General features: G+C 56.6%; 22 protein-coding genes. 20 read left to right on the top strand and 2 right to left on the bottom strand.

The genetic code is table 11. From position 1 onward, the window contains the following. Nucleotides 1-269: 269 nt before the first annotated feature. Together METAL_RS19540 and METAL_RS19535 are read right to left on the bottom strand one after the other, a co-directional pair. Nucleotides 270-1,202 (bottom strand): tyrosine-type recombinase/integrase, encoded by a 933-nt coding sequence (locus METAL_RS19540; RefSeq protein ID WP_005375209.1) that lies wholly within the window; start codon nt 1,200-1,202, stop codon nt 270-272. A gap of 466 nt (nt 1,203-1,668) precedes the next feature. After that, a complete protein-coding gene (locus METAL_RS19535; protein WP_005375207.1) occupies nt 1,669-1,962 on the bottom strand; it encodes a hypothetical protein in 294 nt (97 codons plus the stop codon). A gap of 214 nt (nt 1,963-2,176) precedes the next feature. On the opposite strand from METAL_RS19535, the gene METAL_RS19530 reads away from it, so the two are divergent. The 20 genes from METAL_RS19530 to METAL_RS19435 all read left to right on the top strand — a co-directional run bounded on the left by METAL_RS19530 (nt 2,177) and on the right by METAL_RS19435 (nt 15,886). Beyond that, on the top strand, nt 2,177-2,473 hold the full coding sequence (locus METAL_RS19530; protein ID WP_005375206.1) for a DUF6794 domain-containing protein: 297 nt from the start codon (nt 2,177-2,179) through the stop codon (nt 2,471-2,473). Then, nucleotides 2,463-3,044, top strand: a complete 582-nt coding sequence (locus METAL_RS21910; RefSeq protein ID WP_005375203.1) for a cold shock domain-containing protein — start codon at nt 2,463-2,465, stop codon at nt 3,042-3,044. Before METAL_RS19530 ends, METAL_RS21910 begins: the two co-directional genes overlap by 11 nt. A gap of 573 nt (nt 3,045-3,617) precedes the next feature. Continuing rightward, nucleotides 3,618-4,103 carry a putative molybdenum carrier protein gene (locus tag METAL_RS19515; protein WP_005375202.1) on the top strand — a complete coding sequence of 162 codons (486 nt, stop codon included), beginning with the start codon at nt 3,618-3,620 and terminating at the stop codon, nt 4,101-4,103. Nucleotides 4,104-4,144: 41 nt separating this feature from the next. Further along, entirely contained in the window at nt 4,145-4,690 is a 546-nt protein-coding gene (locus tag METAL_RS19510; RefSeq protein ID WP_005375201.1) for a hypothetical protein, read from the top strand. A 74-nt stretch (nt 4,691-4,764) separates the two neighbouring features. Continuing rightward, nucleotides 4,765-5,295 (top strand): hypothetical protein, encoded by a 531-nt coding sequence (locus METAL_RS19505; RefSeq protein ID WP_005375200.1) that lies wholly within the window; start codon nt 4,765-4,767, stop codon nt 5,293-5,295. Between the two features lie 77 nt (nt 5,296-5,372). Further along, nucleotides 5,373-6,023, top strand: a complete 651-nt coding sequence (locus tag METAL_RS19500) for an AAA family ATPase (protein ID WP_005375199.1) — start codon at nt 5,373-5,375, stop codon at nt 6,021-6,023. Then, the gene (locus METAL_RS19495) at nt 6,016-6,315 is read left to right on the top strand and encodes a hypothetical protein (RefSeq protein ID WP_005375198.1); all 300 of its coding nucleotides are present in this window, start codon (nt 6,016-6,018) and stop codon (nt 6,313-6,315) included. Before METAL_RS19500 ends, METAL_RS19495 begins: the two co-directional genes overlap by 8 nt. An 84-nt stretch (nt 6,316-6,399) precedes the next feature. Then, nucleotides 6,400-6,849 carry a hypothetical protein gene (locus METAL_RS19490; protein ID WP_005375197.1) on the top strand — a complete coding sequence of 150 codons (450 nt, stop codon included), beginning with the start codon at nt 6,400-6,402 and terminating at the stop codon, nt 6,847-6,849. A 93-nt stretch (nt 6,850-6,942) separates the two neighbouring features. Next, entirely contained in the window at nt 6,943-7,710 is a 768-nt protein-coding gene (locus METAL_RS19485) for a hypothetical protein (RefSeq protein ID WP_005375196.1), read from the top strand. A 479-nt stretch (nt 7,711-8,189) separates the two neighbouring features. Continuing rightward, nucleotides 8,190-8,807: a retropepsin-like aspartic protease family protein gene (locus METAL_RS19480; protein ID WP_245549554.1), complete on the top strand. Its 618-nt coding sequence runs from the start codon at nt 8,190-8,192 to the stop codon at nt 8,805-8,807. Between the two features lie 597 nt (nt 8,808-9,404). After that, nucleotides 9,405-9,779 (top strand): hypothetical protein, encoded by a 375-nt coding sequence (locus tag METAL_RS20215; protein WP_213069554.1) that lies wholly within the window; start codon nt 9,405-9,407, stop codon nt 9,777-9,779. Further along, entirely contained in the window at nt 9,772-10,350 is a 579-nt protein-coding gene (locus tag METAL_RS20210; RefSeq protein ID WP_051040513.1) for a hypothetical protein, read from the top strand. Before METAL_RS20215 ends, METAL_RS20210 begins: the two co-directional genes overlap by 8 nt. 177 nt (nt 10,351-10,527) lie before the next feature. After that, on the top strand, nt 10,528-10,821 hold the full coding sequence (locus METAL_RS19470; protein ID WP_005375193.1) for a hypothetical protein: 294 nt from the start codon (nt 10,528-10,530) through the stop codon (nt 10,819-10,821). Nucleotides 10,822-10,897: 76 nt separating this feature from the next. Further along, the gene (locus METAL_RS19465) at nt 10,898-11,203 is read left to right on the top strand and encodes a hypothetical protein (protein WP_005375191.1); all 306 of its coding nucleotides are present in this window, start codon (nt 10,898-10,900) and stop codon (nt 11,201-11,203) included. A 68-nt stretch (nt 11,204-11,271) separates the two neighbouring features. Further along, entirely contained in the window at nt 11,272-12,123 is an 852-nt protein-coding gene (locus tag METAL_RS19460; RefSeq protein WP_005375190.1) for a DUF932 domain-containing protein, read from the top strand. A gap of 70 nt (nt 12,124-12,193) precedes the next feature. Then, on the top strand, nt 12,194-13,015 hold the full coding sequence (locus METAL_RS19455) for a hypothetical protein (protein WP_005375189.1): 822 nt from the start codon (nt 12,194-12,196) through the stop codon (nt 13,013-13,015). A 1-nt stretch (nt 13,016) separates the two neighbouring features. Further along, nucleotides 13,017-13,520, top strand: a complete 504-nt coding sequence (locus tag METAL_RS19450; protein WP_005375188.1) for a siphovirus Gp157 family protein — start codon at nt 13,017-13,019, stop codon at nt 13,518-13,520. 92 nt (nt 13,521-13,612) lie between these two features. Further along, nucleotides 13,613-13,831, top strand: coding sequence for a helix-turn-helix domain-containing protein (locus METAL_RS19445; RefSeq protein ID WP_005375187.1), 219 nt, complete (start codon nt 13,613-13,615; stop codon nt 13,829-13,831). Nucleotides 13,832-13,961: 130 nt separating this feature from the next. After that, nucleotides 13,962-14,642 carry a hypothetical protein gene (locus METAL_RS19440; RefSeq protein WP_005375186.1) on the top strand — a complete coding sequence of 227 codons (681 nt, stop codon included), beginning with the start codon at nt 13,962-13,964 and terminating at the stop codon, nt 14,640-14,642. A 446-nt stretch (nt 14,643-15,088) separates the two neighbouring features. Continuing rightward, the gene (locus METAL_RS19435; protein ID WP_005375184.1) at nt 15,089-15,886 is read left to right on the top strand and encodes a DNA/RNA non-specific endonuclease; all 798 of its coding nucleotides are present in this window, start codon (nt 15,089-15,091) and stop codon (nt 15,884-15,886) included. Nucleotides 15,887-15,990 lie beyond the last annotated feature (104 nt).

The following is a 15,990-nucleotide window of genomic DNA, read 5'->3' as shown; positions in this document are numbered from 1 at the left end:
CCAAGAGCAAGTCAACGCACACTTATTTGCCCAGGTCCAATTTCCTGAATCGAGCGTACGGGTACGAAGGTTATGAGTTCCTAGCTACCTCTCAAAAACGGCCGTTTTATGGATAACACAGATTTTCCCATTACAATTAAGCCCCCTTCACTCCCGAACCGGCGACCAATCACCGAAGATACCGGGAACCACGTGCAGCTGGCAAAACCGGTGCAGGTTCTGCTCAGGATCGTGCCGTTCAGGATAAATGGGCTCCATGACAACAGGCCTTAGATGTCCGCCACCAATTTGCTTAATCTTTCCTGCCCCGCATGCGTGTAAATCTGTGTCGTCGCGATGCTTTCATGCCCAAGCAAGGCCTGGATGTCGACCAACTGCACGTCCTTTTCCAAAAGGCGGGTCGCGTAGGTGTGCCGGAGCTTGTGCGGCGTGACCTTCTTCTGGATGCCGGCCTTGTCGATCAACTTCTTTAAATAAGCTCTAACCGCATGGGCGCCGGCCGGCTTGCCGCCTGGCTTCTTCGCGAATAAATATTCCTCCTGCGTCTTGCCCGCGATCGATAACGCCAGCACTCGGCCGAACGCTTCCGGCAGCGGCACCTGCCGCTCCTTGTTGCCCTTCCCGATCACACGGACCGACTTGGCGACGCCGTCGACCACGCGAATATGCTGGACCTTCAAACCCAAAGCCTCGCTGATCCGGAGACCGGACTTCTGGATCAGCTCGAACAAGAGTTCGTAGCGCTGCCGGACTTTCAGCGCCGACTCGCGGCTGCGGCCGAATACGTTGTCCGGGATGTCGTCGTAATTCCTTGTCGCCTTCTGCAGCGCGTTTTGTTCCTCGACTTCGAGCCAGACCGGGATCCGCCGCGGCCGTTTCGGTTTCTCGACCTGGTACACCGGGTCGTCGGCGACCAGGCTGTTCCGCTTTGCCCATTTATAAAAGGTAGCGAGGCAGGAAACTTTGCGGGCGACCGCATGCGGCCCTACCCCTTCGCGCGACAGGTGCGAGACGAAATTTTCCAGGTCGGTCGGCTTGCAGCTCCGCCAATCGAGTTTTGCATCGTCGAGCCAGCGCCGCCAAATGCCGAGATCGGAGTTGTAGTTGTAGCAGGTCGTGTCCGAGTGCCCCTTGGTGTATTTCAAAAAGCCCAGGAAATCTTTTCTGACTTGTTCGAAGGAAATTTCGATTTGGTTGGTCATCTCGTCTCCTTGCCGCGTTTGGAAACCTGATCGGGAATTTCCGGCCATCGGCCCGGAAACTCAATTCACTAAAATTACTATTTTATAGTAGTTTTATGAGAATGCAAAAACGTAAGTATTCAGGCGCTCTGCAAAAAAAGGCCTATTAAGGGAAACAAAAACACGATGATATGATATGAAATCATACTAAATTTACTAAAACTTTTGTTTTAGTAAATAACTGGCATCTGATAGGCGCAAATCGCCTGTCCGCAGCAAAAAAAAGCCCGCTCGATGGCGGGCTTGACAGGAAGTCTTGAAGATAAGCTTTGCACCGCCATGCAGTGCCGATTCTCCGCTCCCTGGAAACGTCCTGGCCGAGTCCTGGCTATTCGATCCGACAATCGTTGGAGCATCAAGGATTGCCGGATCGAAGGAGTCCATTCCCTCCTTAACAACATTAACAACAGTGGACCGAAATCCGGGATTACTTGATATCGATAGAGCCGGTGTTTGCAGAAGCGCCCTTGCCGATCGCCGCGTTCAACGAGTTGGTCGTGCTGGACGCATTGATTACGGTCGATTTTGAGACTTGCGAACCTTTGATGCTGATCGAACCGGTATTGGCGGAAGCGTTCTCGCCGATCGCCGCGTTCAATGAATTAGTCGTTTGAGAAGCATTGATCAGGGTCGATTTTTCGATTTTGGAGCCTTCGGCCATAGCGCTGCCGGCGGCAACGGTCATCATAACGAAAGCAATGGCGGCGTAAGTAGTTTTCATGGTGTTATCCTCGTGGTAATGTTTAAGTGGTGGTGTTTCAGTACGGTTTCAGTTTATCGCTTTCGGCTTTGAAGTCTTGTGATCCTTTCACGCCAATCTTGTGACTTATTCACCAAAGTAGAGGCGTGCCGGCAGCATGATTATCCACAAAATCTGTGGATAAGCCTTCTACGTATACATTGGAATTAATGGCAAATAGCGGAGCTAAGTCAAATTGACCAAAAATTGGACAGACCTTTTTCAGCAACATGCGAAACCACCGGAGTCGCTGGACGAGGCCATCGAGCGTTTAATGTCTATACTTGACGATGAACAGAAAACTGCCATTGCGGCCATGCGCGAGGAAGATCTGATCGATTTGCACTTTGGGCTCGGCATGGCGATCAGGAATGCTTTTGGTCTACATGATCCGAATAGCAAATTGCTGGCTTCTTGCAACTGCATCCATCCGGATGACGCATCACGGGCGATTATTAATAAACTATGGTCAAGATTGAAATATGATGGCTGAGAAAGGGAAGTTAGTCCGCTGGTTTGATGATAAAGGCTTTGGCTTCATAGAACAGGAAAATGGAAAAGGAGATCTCTTTATCCATATTTCGGCCTTAAAGGGAATGAGCCGGAAGCCCATCATTGGTGATGTTATCCACTACCACACCAGCTTTGACGCTAAGGGAAAGGCCTGCGCCGCCAATGCCAGAATTGAAGGAGTAAGCCAGACCCTGACGATAGCCCCTTTAGCACAGAAAATTACACAAGACCGGCCCCCCGTCAAAGACCGTTCTCATAGAACCCCATCAAAAAGAATCGGCAAACCTCAGAGAAGCCGCTACGGCCTTTTCACTATTCTGGTTGTTATTGGGGTAGCGGTCTTCATCTATAAAAAAGTACCCACAAAGAAATTCGATACGACTCCCGTTGAAGCAGTTGCTATGGAGCCAATGGAACATTTTCAATGCCAAGGAAAGGTATGGTGTTCGGAAATGACTTCTTATGAAGAGGCCATATTTTATCTTCGTAATTGCCCAGGTACTAAAATGGATGGCGATGGCGACGGTATTCCGTGTGAGAACCAGTTTTAGCGAGCCGCCAAGTTTCCAGCGCTGTAGTCAGGCTTGATCGACACCCGAAGGCCTCGACCACCGGCACGGCCGCCGCGCTAATCCGCAACTCGTCCGCGGGAAGCGCAAAACGTCCCTGTTTTACACTATCCCGCTCCCGAATTGCTCAGCCCCTTGCCCCATTAAGCGCCCTGGCATAGCCCTCCCTGGCTGCGCGGCACACACGTCCGTGTGCGTGCCGCCCGAAGCCCATCGGCTACGCTCAAACACCGAACTTTCCGAAAGACTGCTATCCCTGCGCTTCGCAATCCCAATAAGGCGTGCGTCCCGCACGAGCATTAGATTCCGCCGCCTCCCCCGCCCGCCAAAAACCCCCAACTCGCCGCTGGCCAACTTGCCGCTTTTCAAAGTCCAATATTCACGTCCGCCGTCCGCTTTTGTCATAAGCGGGGCTTTTGGCGGCCGGATGTCGTCGCCTGGCTGCACGGAGCGCAGAACTATAATCCGTTGATTAACGCAAGGCATCACCTCTAAAGTGGTATGGTATGATGCCATTCCATACCATACTATTTGATACCACCCGGCAAGCCAAGCATGAGCGCAATCAAGATTGTTTCCGGAGGTCAGACCGGCGTCGATCGCGCGGCTTTGGACGCAGCCCTGGAAACCGGGACGGAGTGCGGCGGCTGGTGTCCGGAAGGACGATTGGCAGAGGACGGCGCAATTCCCCTGCACTACCCTGTTACCGAACTGAAAGGCGCCGACTACCAGAAAAGGACATTGCAGAACGTGATCGACAGCGACGGGACCGCGATCATTTGTTTCGACGCTACGACTGGCGGCACCGAGCAAACCTTGCGGTTCTGCCTAGAATTAAAGAAACCCTTTATATTGATCGACGGGGCAGAATTGACGCCGGAGCGCGCAGCGGAGCGGATGCGGGTCTTTGTCGCCGGCCATTCGATTACCTCCCTGAATGTCGCGGGACCGAGGACCAGCGAGGAGGCATCGGCCTATGGGTACGCCTACCAGGCCTTGATGCAGTTTTTAAGCGCCCATAATCCGTTATCAGTGGTATGATATGGAATGATACCATACCATATCATACCGAAGAGGAAGCCATGCACGAACTGACCGAACGCGAGCTATACCAAGCCCTGGAATACGCCAAAAGCATGGACGAGAGTGCCGGGCGGAAGATCATGGAGCAATTCGGACTTGATCAAACCGCCCTAGCCCAAACCATCTTCTGCATATTCCCGATGGTGATCGCCGAGCAAAACCAGGACATGGCGAACCTGTTCATGGACCTTTGCTTCGACGTGATTTGCGTTTACCGGAAGGCCTTCGGCCCCCTGCCCTCGCAGAAAGACATGGACCTCGACTGGCTGGAGAAACAGGCGATGCTGCTCGACGCGGAGCTGCAGTCGTTGATGGCCGACAGGCACATGGACGAGAAGATCAGGGAGAAACTGCAGGACCGGTTGCGGCAGCGCTCGCTCGACGAGACTGGGCAAATGGGCCTGGTCAATTTCATGAACGCCGCGATCGACGATTTCTCCTCGGAAAACCCGGTCCGGGTACCAGCGATCAAGACGACGCAAACGATGATCTTCGTGGTGATCCGACTCTTCAACAACCTGTACAGCCACGCCAAGGGTAAATAGCATAATATGGAATGGCATGATACCATTCCATTCCATTCCATATCGTATTGTTCCATGCCACCTCATTCCATCCCATGGACTTCCTTAAACTGACAATCGGCGAAAGATTCGAGAGCGACCTGGCCGATGAAGGCATGAGCATCCTGCTGAATGGCGGCGCCCCGATACTGGCCTTCAAGTTCTCGGTTTCCGAAAACGACATCGAAAACTTTCTGAACGGCCCGGTTTCGTTCGGCCTGTTCGCGGACGCGAATGTGATCTTTTTCCTGTTCAAGATCGACGACTTCCTGGACTGGTCCGACCTGGCTTTCACGATCCATTTGGCGCAAGGCGAAAGCGTCGACGACGACGGCAGCTATTTGCCGTTCCATCTGGTCCTGCTCGAATCGGGGACGTCGATCGTCAAGGGCTTGCGCATAGTCACGGTGTCGCCGGCGTTCCGGTCGGCCCTGGCCAAGCTGGTCAAGCAGCAAGCCGCCGAACGGTTCGATACGATCGGCTATTACCAGGCCATCGGCGGCATTTATGAAGCTTACCCGTCGGCGGCCCTGATGTTGAAAAATGCCGTGGTCATCGAGTGCGGCGGCTTGACGCTGCCCGATTAAGGGCTTTTCGAAATGATATGGAATGGCATGATATGATACCATTCCATATCACATGGCATCATATAGGATGATATAGCATGATTGTACTGATAGGCGGAGAGAAGGGCGGCACCGGCAAGACGACGCTGGCCACGAACCTGGCGGCGATGCGCGCGCTCGCCGGCCGCGACGTGTTGCTGATCGACACCGACCCCCAGGGCAGCGCGAACTATTGGGCGCAGAGCCGTGACGAGGAGAAAATCACCCCGCGGGTTGCCTGCGTGCAAAAGTTCGGCAAGGGCATCCCGGCCGAGGTAAAAGACCTGGCCACCCGCTACGACGACATCATCATCGACGCCGGCGGCCGCGATTCCGTAGAGCTGCGCTCGTCGATGGTCATAGCCGAAAAAGTTTACATCCCGATCCAGCCGTCGCAGTTCGACATCTGGACATTGGGGCAAATGGACGAACTGGTCGAGACGGCGAGGGGATTTAATCCCGGCTTGCAGGCGCGGGTGATCATCAGCCGTTCGTCGACGAACCCTTCCGTCCGGGAGTCTGACCAGGCGGGCCAGCTGCTGGTCGCCGACTTCCCGAATCTCGACCTGGCCGACGTGACGATTCGGGACCGCATCGCCTACCGCAAGGCCGCGAAAGACGGCATGGCTGTTTCCGAGCTGAGCCCGAAGGATCCCAAGGCGGCGGAAGAAATGGAGACATTTTACAAAGAGGTGTACGGCAATGAGTAATCTGAAAAGCAGACCACCGAGCAAACCCAAGCAGGATTTGGACGCGTTTTTAACAGGCGCAGAGAGCGGAAAAAAAACCACCCCGACAGCTGACCGGCCGCAAGAAACCTATCCATGGCAAGAACCCGGCGTCAGGGATGATGTGACGAAATCTTTCAATCTTCGCCTGCCCGAGCCTTACCTGTTGAAGCTGCGCTACATTGGCGAGCACACGCCGGACAGTATGCAACAGTTCTGCTTGCGCGTATTGCAGGAGGCAATAGACGGCAAGATCAATGAGTTAACCAAATAGTATGATATGGAATGGTATCATACCATTCCATATCATCCGATACCGCCGCTTGGCCGAAAGACCGACAGAGGGGAGGGCATGACAATGCGAAATTTCTTGTTGAGAATATTTGCGGCAACCTGCCTTCTCATGCCGCTCGCCGGCCATCCGGAGATCGCCCGGCATCTCGATGAAGAGCTTGAACACGGGCGCAGGGTCGTGGAGGCCTCGCCGCAGGGAGAGGGAGCGACCGATCAAATCCGCTCGCTCAAGGAAGCGATCGCCCGAGGCGAAACCGCGAGCAGACAACTCCGGGAGGAGATCCAAAGGCTCGAAAAGATTCAGGCGGTGCTGACCAGCGGCTTGATCGGCGCCGTGGTCACCGCGATAGTCGCGATGCTGAGCGCATTCGCGAACTTCCGGCGCTCGCGCGCGGACAGGGATTATAGGCGTCTCGAAGTGATCGAGAAGGCGCAGCAATTGAAGTCTGCCGGCATCCGTGTGCCTGCCGATATCCTGCGCAACTACGAGGATCAGTCCGGATCGCAGACATGAGCCGAGCAAGCGGCCGGGCAGAGGCTATACTGATTTAGCGGCTTACCTTGCAAGCTAGCCGCCAGACCATAGCTATTCAGGAGGAGCCTGACCATGCACCGTTTGTCCGCGCTGTTTTGCCTTCTTTTGTCCCTGCAGCTCCGCGCGGGAAACGTTGACCCGATCCTGGACGGCATGACGCCAGGCTCAATCACTTTTATCGGCGAATCCCACAAGCGCATCGAATCGGCTATGCTCGTCAAGGACCTGGTGACCGCCGCCATCGAGCGCGGGCAATGCCCGATATTGGCGCTGGAAATCGCAGACAGCGAACAGCCCGCGATCGACCGCGTATTGAACAACGGCGCTTCGGTTTCCGATATCGACATTCCCGCCTCGATCGATCATCTGCCCATGCGGAAATTGATCGGACATTTGGCGACGTTGAAAACGCGATCGCCTTGCTTCAGCGTGGTCGCGATCGACGCCGGCCTGGACAATCCGCATGAACGAGACGAATGGATGGCGAAAAGGCTCACAAGCCTTGCCAGCGACAGGCCGATTCTGGTCCTGATCGGCGCGCTGCACACTCTCAAAAAAGTCGATTGGCTGGTGAAATCCGGCAAGCCGTCGGTCGCGGAGCGGCTGGCGACGAGAGGATTTCGCGTGAGATCCTTCCCGCAGCGCTGGATCCCCGACCAATGCAGGGCAGGGGAGAGCCGTCATCAGCGCCTTGTGGACGCCGAGAAGCCGGAGGCCTTGGACATCCTGAACGGCTCGCTGATGTCGCTGATCAACGCCAAGCCCCATAAATCGGCCCGAGGCGTCATCAATGGTTTGATTCTGTGGAAATGCGGTGATCAGCCAAAATCCGAAACATAACCAAGAACTCCGCAGCGCTCGTTCGGCTGTCGCCCAACTCGCTTAAAAACCCGTCCCTGGCTGTGGGCAATAGACATCCCTGTCCATTGCCCTCGGTCTTCCTTTGCACTAATCCGCAACTCGTCCGGGCCGCCTTAAAAGCAAACGTCCCTGTCCGCTTTTAACCTCGGCCCTCCCGAATTGCTCGCTCTTTCCCAACCCCGCACTTACGAGCAGAAGCCGTCCCTGGACCGCGGCTAACAGACGTCCCTGTCAGTTAGCCCCCAAGGCTTCGGCGTTGTCGTTGGGCTTGAACCACTCCCGAAGGCTTCCGAGGAGCGACTGAGCGGTTACAGTCTATACTTGAGACTGGGATCCATACAATTAACGAAAAAATGGGAATACAGGACCGCGATTATTACCGGGATCGATATAGAAACTCTTCCCCGTCGAACAGGCAAGGAATAAGCTCAGGACTCAAATACCTCTTGTTTCCAGCTTTGACGCTTGCGGCGCTTTGGTATGGCTCCGACGCTATCCTGGACAGGATCAAAAGTGGAAAGCCCATTAATCCAATCCGGAGAACTTCGGAAATTAAATTGCCTCATGTCGCTCCTGGAGGCATCACCTTGAAAACCGACCGGCAAGGCCATTTCCGGGGCACGGTTTTGGTGAACAACGTCCCTATGCCCTTTCTGATCGATACCGGGGCGACATCGACGGTGATACCGAAAAATATGGCGATCCGGGCAGGCTTGCCTTTTGGCCGCCAAGTTTATTCGAACACCGCCGGCGGCCAGGTTACTCATCATCTTACGCAAATCAACAGCTTCAAAATCGGCAATGTCACGATGCGGGATCTGAATGCCCAGATTAATCCTTACCTGGATGAAGTCCTGATCGGCATGAACACGCTCAAGTATTTTCGCATGACCAAAAACGGCAATACGTTGACGCTGGAAACCAATAATCAGCAAATAAGACAAGCCCGAAACGCATGGTCCGCCGATCTTGAGAAACCTCACACACAACGGCCAGCGCCAAAACCGGTGACGGTGAAAAAGAAGGTGATCTGCGACGAACGGCAGGTCTGTAAAACGATTTACAGCGACCATTGACTTGAACGATTGCCGCCGGCGGCAAGACGGAAAACGGAGTCTGTCGCGCGTAACCCGCAACTCGTCCGCGCCGGAAAAAGCGGCCGACGCAAACGAATTGCTTTTTCCCAGCCCACCCCAAGCCCCTGCATAGCCATCCATGGCCATGCGGCACACACGTCCGTGTGAGTGCCGCCCGAAGCTCCTCGGCTGCGCTCAATCAGCAACCTTCAGGAAAGGTCGCTATCCCTGCACATCCCTGTAGTCCCTGAGTTCGCACATCCCTGTGCTCATGCGGTGCGGCATCCATGCCGGTCATTTTGCTTCCCTGCTCACTCATCCCCCAGCGGGGGTTCGGCGGCAAAATACTTTGCCCTCCGTTGCGCGCGGCTGCAAGGGTACGCTTCGCCGGCTGCTTCGCTTCGCTGCGCAACCGCCCTTGCACCCGTGCTCACTGCGGGCGGCGTATTTTCCTGCCGCCGCCCCTCCCGCCGGGGGGTGCGGCCCGGGGCTGTCCCTGCCGTCCCTGCGGGCCGCTCCCGGCGGCCCTTCCGCCGCTCCTGCGGCGGTGGGCGGCGGCTCCGGGTTTGTTCTCTTCGTTCAATGTTGGGGGTGTTTATGGCTGGTTTCGTTTCTGTCTCGGGTTCCTCTCGCGGCGCTGGCGTTGTCGCCCGGCCGTTGTCCTGCGGCTGGGTGTGGGCTCGCCGGGCCTTGCCTGGTGGCGCGGGCTGGTCGCCGGCTCCGGCCTGCCTGTTCGTGCCGTTCGGCTCATTCGCCCTGGCGGCCGTTTTCGCGCGCGGCGTTTCGGCGCTGGGGTGGCGGGTGTGGCTGCGGCCCGGCGCTGCCGGCTCTGCGGTCTGGTCCGCTTGCGGCCTGCCGGCCCCGGCTTTCGCGGTCAAGGTCGCGCTGCCTTCCGGCCTTTCTTGCCGGGCCGCTTGCGCGGCTCTGCCGCCAATGCCCGCGCTCTCTTCTCTGGGGGCTCTCGGTGTTTAGCTTGCCGGGCGTGGTCGCGGTGGCCGGTTCGCGGGCGCTGCCTGCGGCCGGCTCCGCCTTGGTGGTCCGGGTGGCATCGGGTCTGGCCAGCTCCGGCGCTTCGTTCGCGGTCGGCTGCTGCTCCGGTGCCGATGCGGCGCTATTGGCGGCCGTGCCCGGATCCGTGCCGCCGTCCCTGGTGCATTGCTTCGCCGCCTTCGGTCCTGCCGGCGAAAGCGCCGGCCCGTTTTCGGCGGCCGCGAGCGTGCAGGCCTTCGCGGCCTCGGGCGGCTGCGTCCATTGGTGGGCGGGCGGCGCGGCTTCGGTCCCGCTGCGCTCCCGGCTGGCCGGCCGCACGCGGGCAGTGGTCGATGCAGCCGATGCCGGCCTGGCGGCGTTCTTCGGCTCGCCCAGCTCGCCCGGATCGCTCTTGGCGTGCCGCTGCGCGCTTTCGCGCCGGCTGCCGGTGGTGGCGGTTCCGGTCGGTTTTCCCGGTTCAAATTTACCGCTTTTGGGGGCGGGCTCCTGGGTGCCTTGCGGCGCCTTCGGAGGCTATGTCTGGGCGGAAAAACAGAAAGATATTTTCACTTAGGCAACTGATCATAGACACCTGTTTCCCGCTAGGCTCAGGGTGTATAAACGGAAGAAAGCGGGGACAACTTTTCCGGTTTCGTTGGCCTGCCGGCCTGATCAACTGGCAGGCGAAAAACCGGCGCGGAATACCAGAGTATCGGCATTCCTTCCTTTAACTCTCTTTTTTGGAGGCTTTATGTTTGTGACTATTTTAGACAAGCAGCGCCGCGCGGTAAGCGTGGTGAAAACCGCCTTGCAGGGCGCCGGCATCAGGGGGCGCTCGGTTTGCGTAACCGTCAATAACTGGTCCTATGACCACGGCGGCGACGGCTTGCAGGCGGCGGTATTCGTTTCCTCGCCGAACGGCGAAGAGCCGCAATACGTGACGGGTAAAACGATCGTGGAGGCGGTCAGGAATATGATCGATTCGATCAAGGGAAGGGCGAACGCCGCTACCTCGGGTAATCAATCCGAAGCAGCGCCGTTCTAGGGTGGTTTTGTGTGGGCCAGGGTAGCCGCCTTGGCTCGCACGTTTCCAATGTTCGCACATTAGGAGTATTCAGATTATGACAACTCACGCAGCAAATCAAGTTAAACCGGTTCAACCGCTTTTCGCGCTGGGCCGAACTCTCGCCACTCCCGGCGCTCTGGTCGTCATGCAAGGCATGGGAATTTCGCCTATAGCCCTGCTCAGCCGGCATCAGCGCGGCGACTGGGGCGAGCTGTGCGCCGAGGACAAGCGGAGTAACGACGAGGCATTAAAAGCCGGATCCCGCCTCTTCTCGGCCTACCGGTTCGACACGGTCAGGCTTTGGATAATCACCGAAGCGGACCGGTCAGTAACAACGATTCTTCTCCCCGAAGAATATTAACCCTTGCGGCGGGGCAGGGTAGCCGCCCGGCTCCGTCGTTTTCAATTCGCACATTAGGAGTATTGATCATGAATTCATTCAATCACCAACCAAGTTTGGCCGCATCGTTCAAAAGCGTTTCCGGTCTGGTCCGTTCGGATAAGCCGCTGTCCGACGACGACATCATTCGCGCGGCGCCGTCCGTGTTTGCCGAATCGGCCCATGAATCGCGTTCTAGCCGCTACGCTTACATCCCAACAATCGAGGTTGTAAACGGTCTTCGCCGTGAAGGCTTCGAGCCTTTCATGGCTTGCCAAGCGGGTTCCCGCATCGAAGGCAAAGCAACGTACACCAAGCACATGCTTCGTTTCCGCCATTCGAGCCAAATCAACGGCGAGGAAGCCAACGAAATCATTTTGGTGAACTCGCACGACGGCACATCAAGCTATCAAATGCTGGCCGGCTGTTTCCGCTTCGTTTGCCACAACGGGCTTATTTGCGGCGATACGGTCGAAGATTTCCGTATTCGTCATTCAGGGAATGTAGTCGGCAACGTCATCGAGGGCGCTTTCAATATTCTTGACGAGTTCGAGCGCGTAGACGCATCGAAAGACATCATGAAGCAAATTGAGCTAAGGCCCGAGCATCAACAAGCCTTTGCCCGTGCCGCACTGCAATTGCGTTATGACCCGGAAGAAAACATTCCCGTCGTACCGCAGCAGCTTAATGAAGCGCGCCGCTTCGACGATCGCGGCACCGACCTTTGGCGCACGTTTAACCGGGTGCAAGAAAACATGCTACGCGGCGGCTTGTCCGGTCGCAACGTCAAGGGCCGGCGCACGACGACCCGCGAAATTAAAAGCGTGTCGGAAAACATCCGCTTAAACCGCGCACTTTGGACGCTTGCCGAAGAAATGGCGGCTTTGGCCGGCGCAAATTAACCCAACGGCCGGGAGCTTGTAGCCGCTCGCTCCCGGCTTTCATTCCATTCGCACATTAGGAGTTATTGTCATGTATTCATCTTCTCAAGCCGTGGTTCCGGCCACGATTGAAAAACCGGCCGAACCTAAAACGGCGATCATCGCCGCCAACCCGCTCGACCTGCCGGCGGAAACCTTCCGCGAAGGCCTGGATCGCCGCAAGCAGAACCGGGCCGCGCTGATGGGCTGGATCCGGGATGCCCTGGTCGACGGCCTGGACTTCGGACGGATTCACGTCGTGCACCGGAGCAAGTGCCAAGCCGGCAAGGACTGCAAGAATCCGGCGCATTTCAGCAAGCCGAGCCTGTTCAAGCCCGGCGCCGAAAAAATCTGCGGCATGCTGGGCCTGACCGTGCGCTATCCGACGCTGCCGGACTACGAGAAAGCCGCATTAAACGGCGCCCAGCTGAGCCAGATCATCATCCGCTGCGAAATCCTGGACGCCTCCGGCCGCGTGGTCGCCGACGGCGTAGGGGCCCGGATCATTTCCCAGGACAACGGCGACATCAACAAGGCGCTGAAAATGGCCGAGAAATCCGCCCACATCGACGCCACTCTGCGCATGGCCGGGCTTTCGGAGGTCTTCACTCAGGATATCGAGGACATGATGCAGCGCCGCGAGGCCGAGAGCATCCAGCAAGCGGAAAACGAGCTGAACAACGGTTTCGACGGCATCAGCAAGGGCCAGCTGCAAAGGCTGGAGGCGCGGATAAAGGAGCTCGGGCTGGACCGGCAGCGGGTCAAAGCCTGGATGTTCAACGCTTCGCATCAGCGCTTCACGAACTTTTTGGATTTGAATCAGGACTTCTACAACCGGCTTTACAGCAAACTCGATGAATTCGCGGGGGTATAATATGAACAAACTGACTTTATACAGCTTGAGCGCAAACTACTTGCAAGCTCTCGAAGCGTTGACGGATCCCGAAATGGACCTGCCGGCCGAAGCGGTCAACGACACGCTGGAGGCTTTGGCCGGAGAACTGGAAGACAAGGCCGTCAACGTCGCCAAGTTCCTGCGTAATATGGAGGCAGCGGCCGAGGCGATCAAGGCCGCCGAAGCGGAGATGGCGAAGCGCCGGAAAGCCCTGGAGAGCCGGGCGCAATGGATGAAGGATTACTTGAAAGGCAATATGGAGCATGCCGGCATTACCAAGATCGAATGCCCATACTTCAAGCTGTCGGTCCAGAGCAATCCGCCCGCGGTGAATATCCTGGACGAAGCCGCCGTCCCGGAACAGTTCAAGGAGCAGATCGTCAGCTGGAAGATCGACAAGGCCGCGATCAAGAAAGCGATCTTGGCGGGACAGTCCGTCGCCGGCGCTAGCCTGGTCAACGGCACGCGCCTGGTGATTAAGTAAACCCGGTGCTTTCGAAGGGCCGCTCTCGCGGCCCTTTTTTATTCCTCGTTTTTTATTACTATATGAAGCTTTTCAGATTCCGCGGGCAAAAGATGGACATTGGCGATTTTCTTAAACGGCGACGAAGACAGGCCGGCTTGACTCAAGAAGAACTGGCGAAAAAATCCAGAATGTCGCAATCCCAGATCAGCCAGATCGAGCGGGGCATCAGCGACAACGTGACCATATGGAACCTGAGGAGCATTGCCAAAGCCCTTGGCTGCGCCGTCGTCGACTTGCTGCCGGAATCCGATAAAAAGCCACGGCATTGATCCTAGTAAAATCCGGAAATAGATCACACTTTCCGCACTTCGGGTTGCGCTAGCACTTATCCTTAGTCTATTTTGACCAAAACCCTTTTATTCATCACATGAGACGCCGCTAACGCATTCGCAGTAAATCATGCAGGGAAACAATTGCGGCCATGACCCAGATAAGCCACGCTGGTTTGAACCGCCCAAGCAGCATACGCGCCCTAAAATCATTTCAAAAGCGATCGCGGAGATACGCCGCTACTATCGCGCGCCAGTCGCGACGATTCCATCCTTGAATCTGGCCAATGGATCCGAGCGGCAGCAGCGATCGGAACGCAGGGAGGCCTGCCTGGCGGTGCTCAGCTGCCTGCTGCACTACCTCGATCTGGTGTCGCTCCGCGTCGGGATCCCGCAAAACGACACTTCCTTCCAGGGCATCTCGATGCCGTTCATCGCCGAGAAAAGCGGCCTGAGCCTGCGCCGGGCCGAACGGGCGGCCGCCGACCTGGTCAGGGCCGGCCTGATCACCGTGCACCCGCTCTGCCAAAAGCTCACCGACACGGCTTACAAAGGCTACGCCGCGATCCGGACAATATCGGCCAAGCTGTTCGCACTGCTCGGCATGAGCGCCCGCTTACGCCACGAGCGCGAACGGGCGACAGCCAGACAACGGAAACGCAACCGGAAGCACGAACAGAAACAAGCCGCTAAAATCAGCCTGGTCGCCGACATGATCGCCAACCAGGCGAACATCTTTGACCCCACCGAAAGCGCCGCAATGTCGGCGATCAGAAAACTCAAGTCTATTCTCAGTGATTCCGACCCGTAAGCCATAAAAACCTTCGTTTTTTCCTGACTCCTGATATCCGGGGCACGGATAGCCGTGCCTTATGGAATCATCGTGTAAGCCGTTTATTCCTTCGCTGTAATCCTTAATTTACGCTTATTTTTCCGGATTGAGCCTCTTTTTGCCTGTCCCCCATAATCCCTTCTTTTTTGAAAATAAGTGTTGGTGCGCCGGAAACCGAGGCCGCCCGGACGGATTGACCTCGCGCATAAGCGTCGGTACTTGATGCCGTTAGGTGGATCAACTTAATCAGCCTCCTTTCAGTTAGAAAAAAGGAATCTTCCTTGATTCCTTTCGCCGGCTTCCTGCCGGCGTTTTATGCGCTCAATCGCCGCGCGGCTAAAAAGCGGTTAATTAGCGATTAAAGACGCCGGGGCCTGAGCCGCCGTATCATAGGTGCCTTTTGCCTGAGACTACGGAGAAACCAAGTGAAAATCACGAAGCAAAGCGCGATAGCGGCGACTTTATTGATGCTGTTGGCTGCATGCATGACGGCGCCGATATCGCAGAGAGCGAGGCCTACGGCGCTTCCTGATGCCGGTTTGGGCGGAGTCCGCGCCGGCGGGAATGTCCTGAAACTGGATTACGAAGGCTTCATGGTCTGGCTCGACTGCGCGCGGCGCGGGCCGATGAAGTTCCAATACAACGCGCAGCACGACATGGGGAGCGAAGCCAGGGCATCGAGCTTTAGGCTGGATCCGGACGTACCGCCCGAATGCCAACAAACCAGCGCGGCCGCCTATGGCGGCGGCTACGACCGCGGCCACCAGGTGCCGGCCAACCATTTGGATGCCTCGCCGGTCGCGATAAGGCAGAGCAATTTCATGACCAATATTCTGCCTCAGGTTTCCCAAATGAATCGGGGCGCGTGGCTGCTGACCGAGGAAATCGTCGAATGCTACCGCGATATCGACGAGCTGCTGGTGATCGGCGGGGTGATATGGGGCGACAACCCGGACGACGACCATTTTCTGGAGTCGCACGGCGTAGCGACACCGGACGCCTTCTGGAAGGTTATTATTCGAGGCACCGGCCAGGACGAGCGCGCGATCGCCTGGGTGATTCCGAATTCGGCGCAGGCGACGAGGCGGAACCTGGACCGCTACCTGGTCACCGTCGACGAGATCGAGCAGCTGACCGGCGAGCAGATTCCCGTGGCGGACTATGCCAAGCACGACAAGCCAGCGACCTCCTGGATGATCCCGGCAGGATGTGATAAAAGCTAAGAATTACACTTATTACGGTAATTACGATAATTATGTAATTACCGTAATTACACTTTTAATAGTGCAATTTACCTGCTACACTTAACCCATCTACCACCTGCTAG

The organism is Methylomicrobium album BG8 (assembly GCF_000214275.2).
Taxonomy (GTDB): Bacteria; Pseudomonadota; Gammaproteobacteria; order Methylococcales; family Methylomonadaceae; genus Methylomicrobium; species Methylomicrobium agile.
The sequence above is the reverse complement of the archived record's forward strand: the minus strand, read 5'-3'. Positions and strand labels throughout refer to the sequence as shown.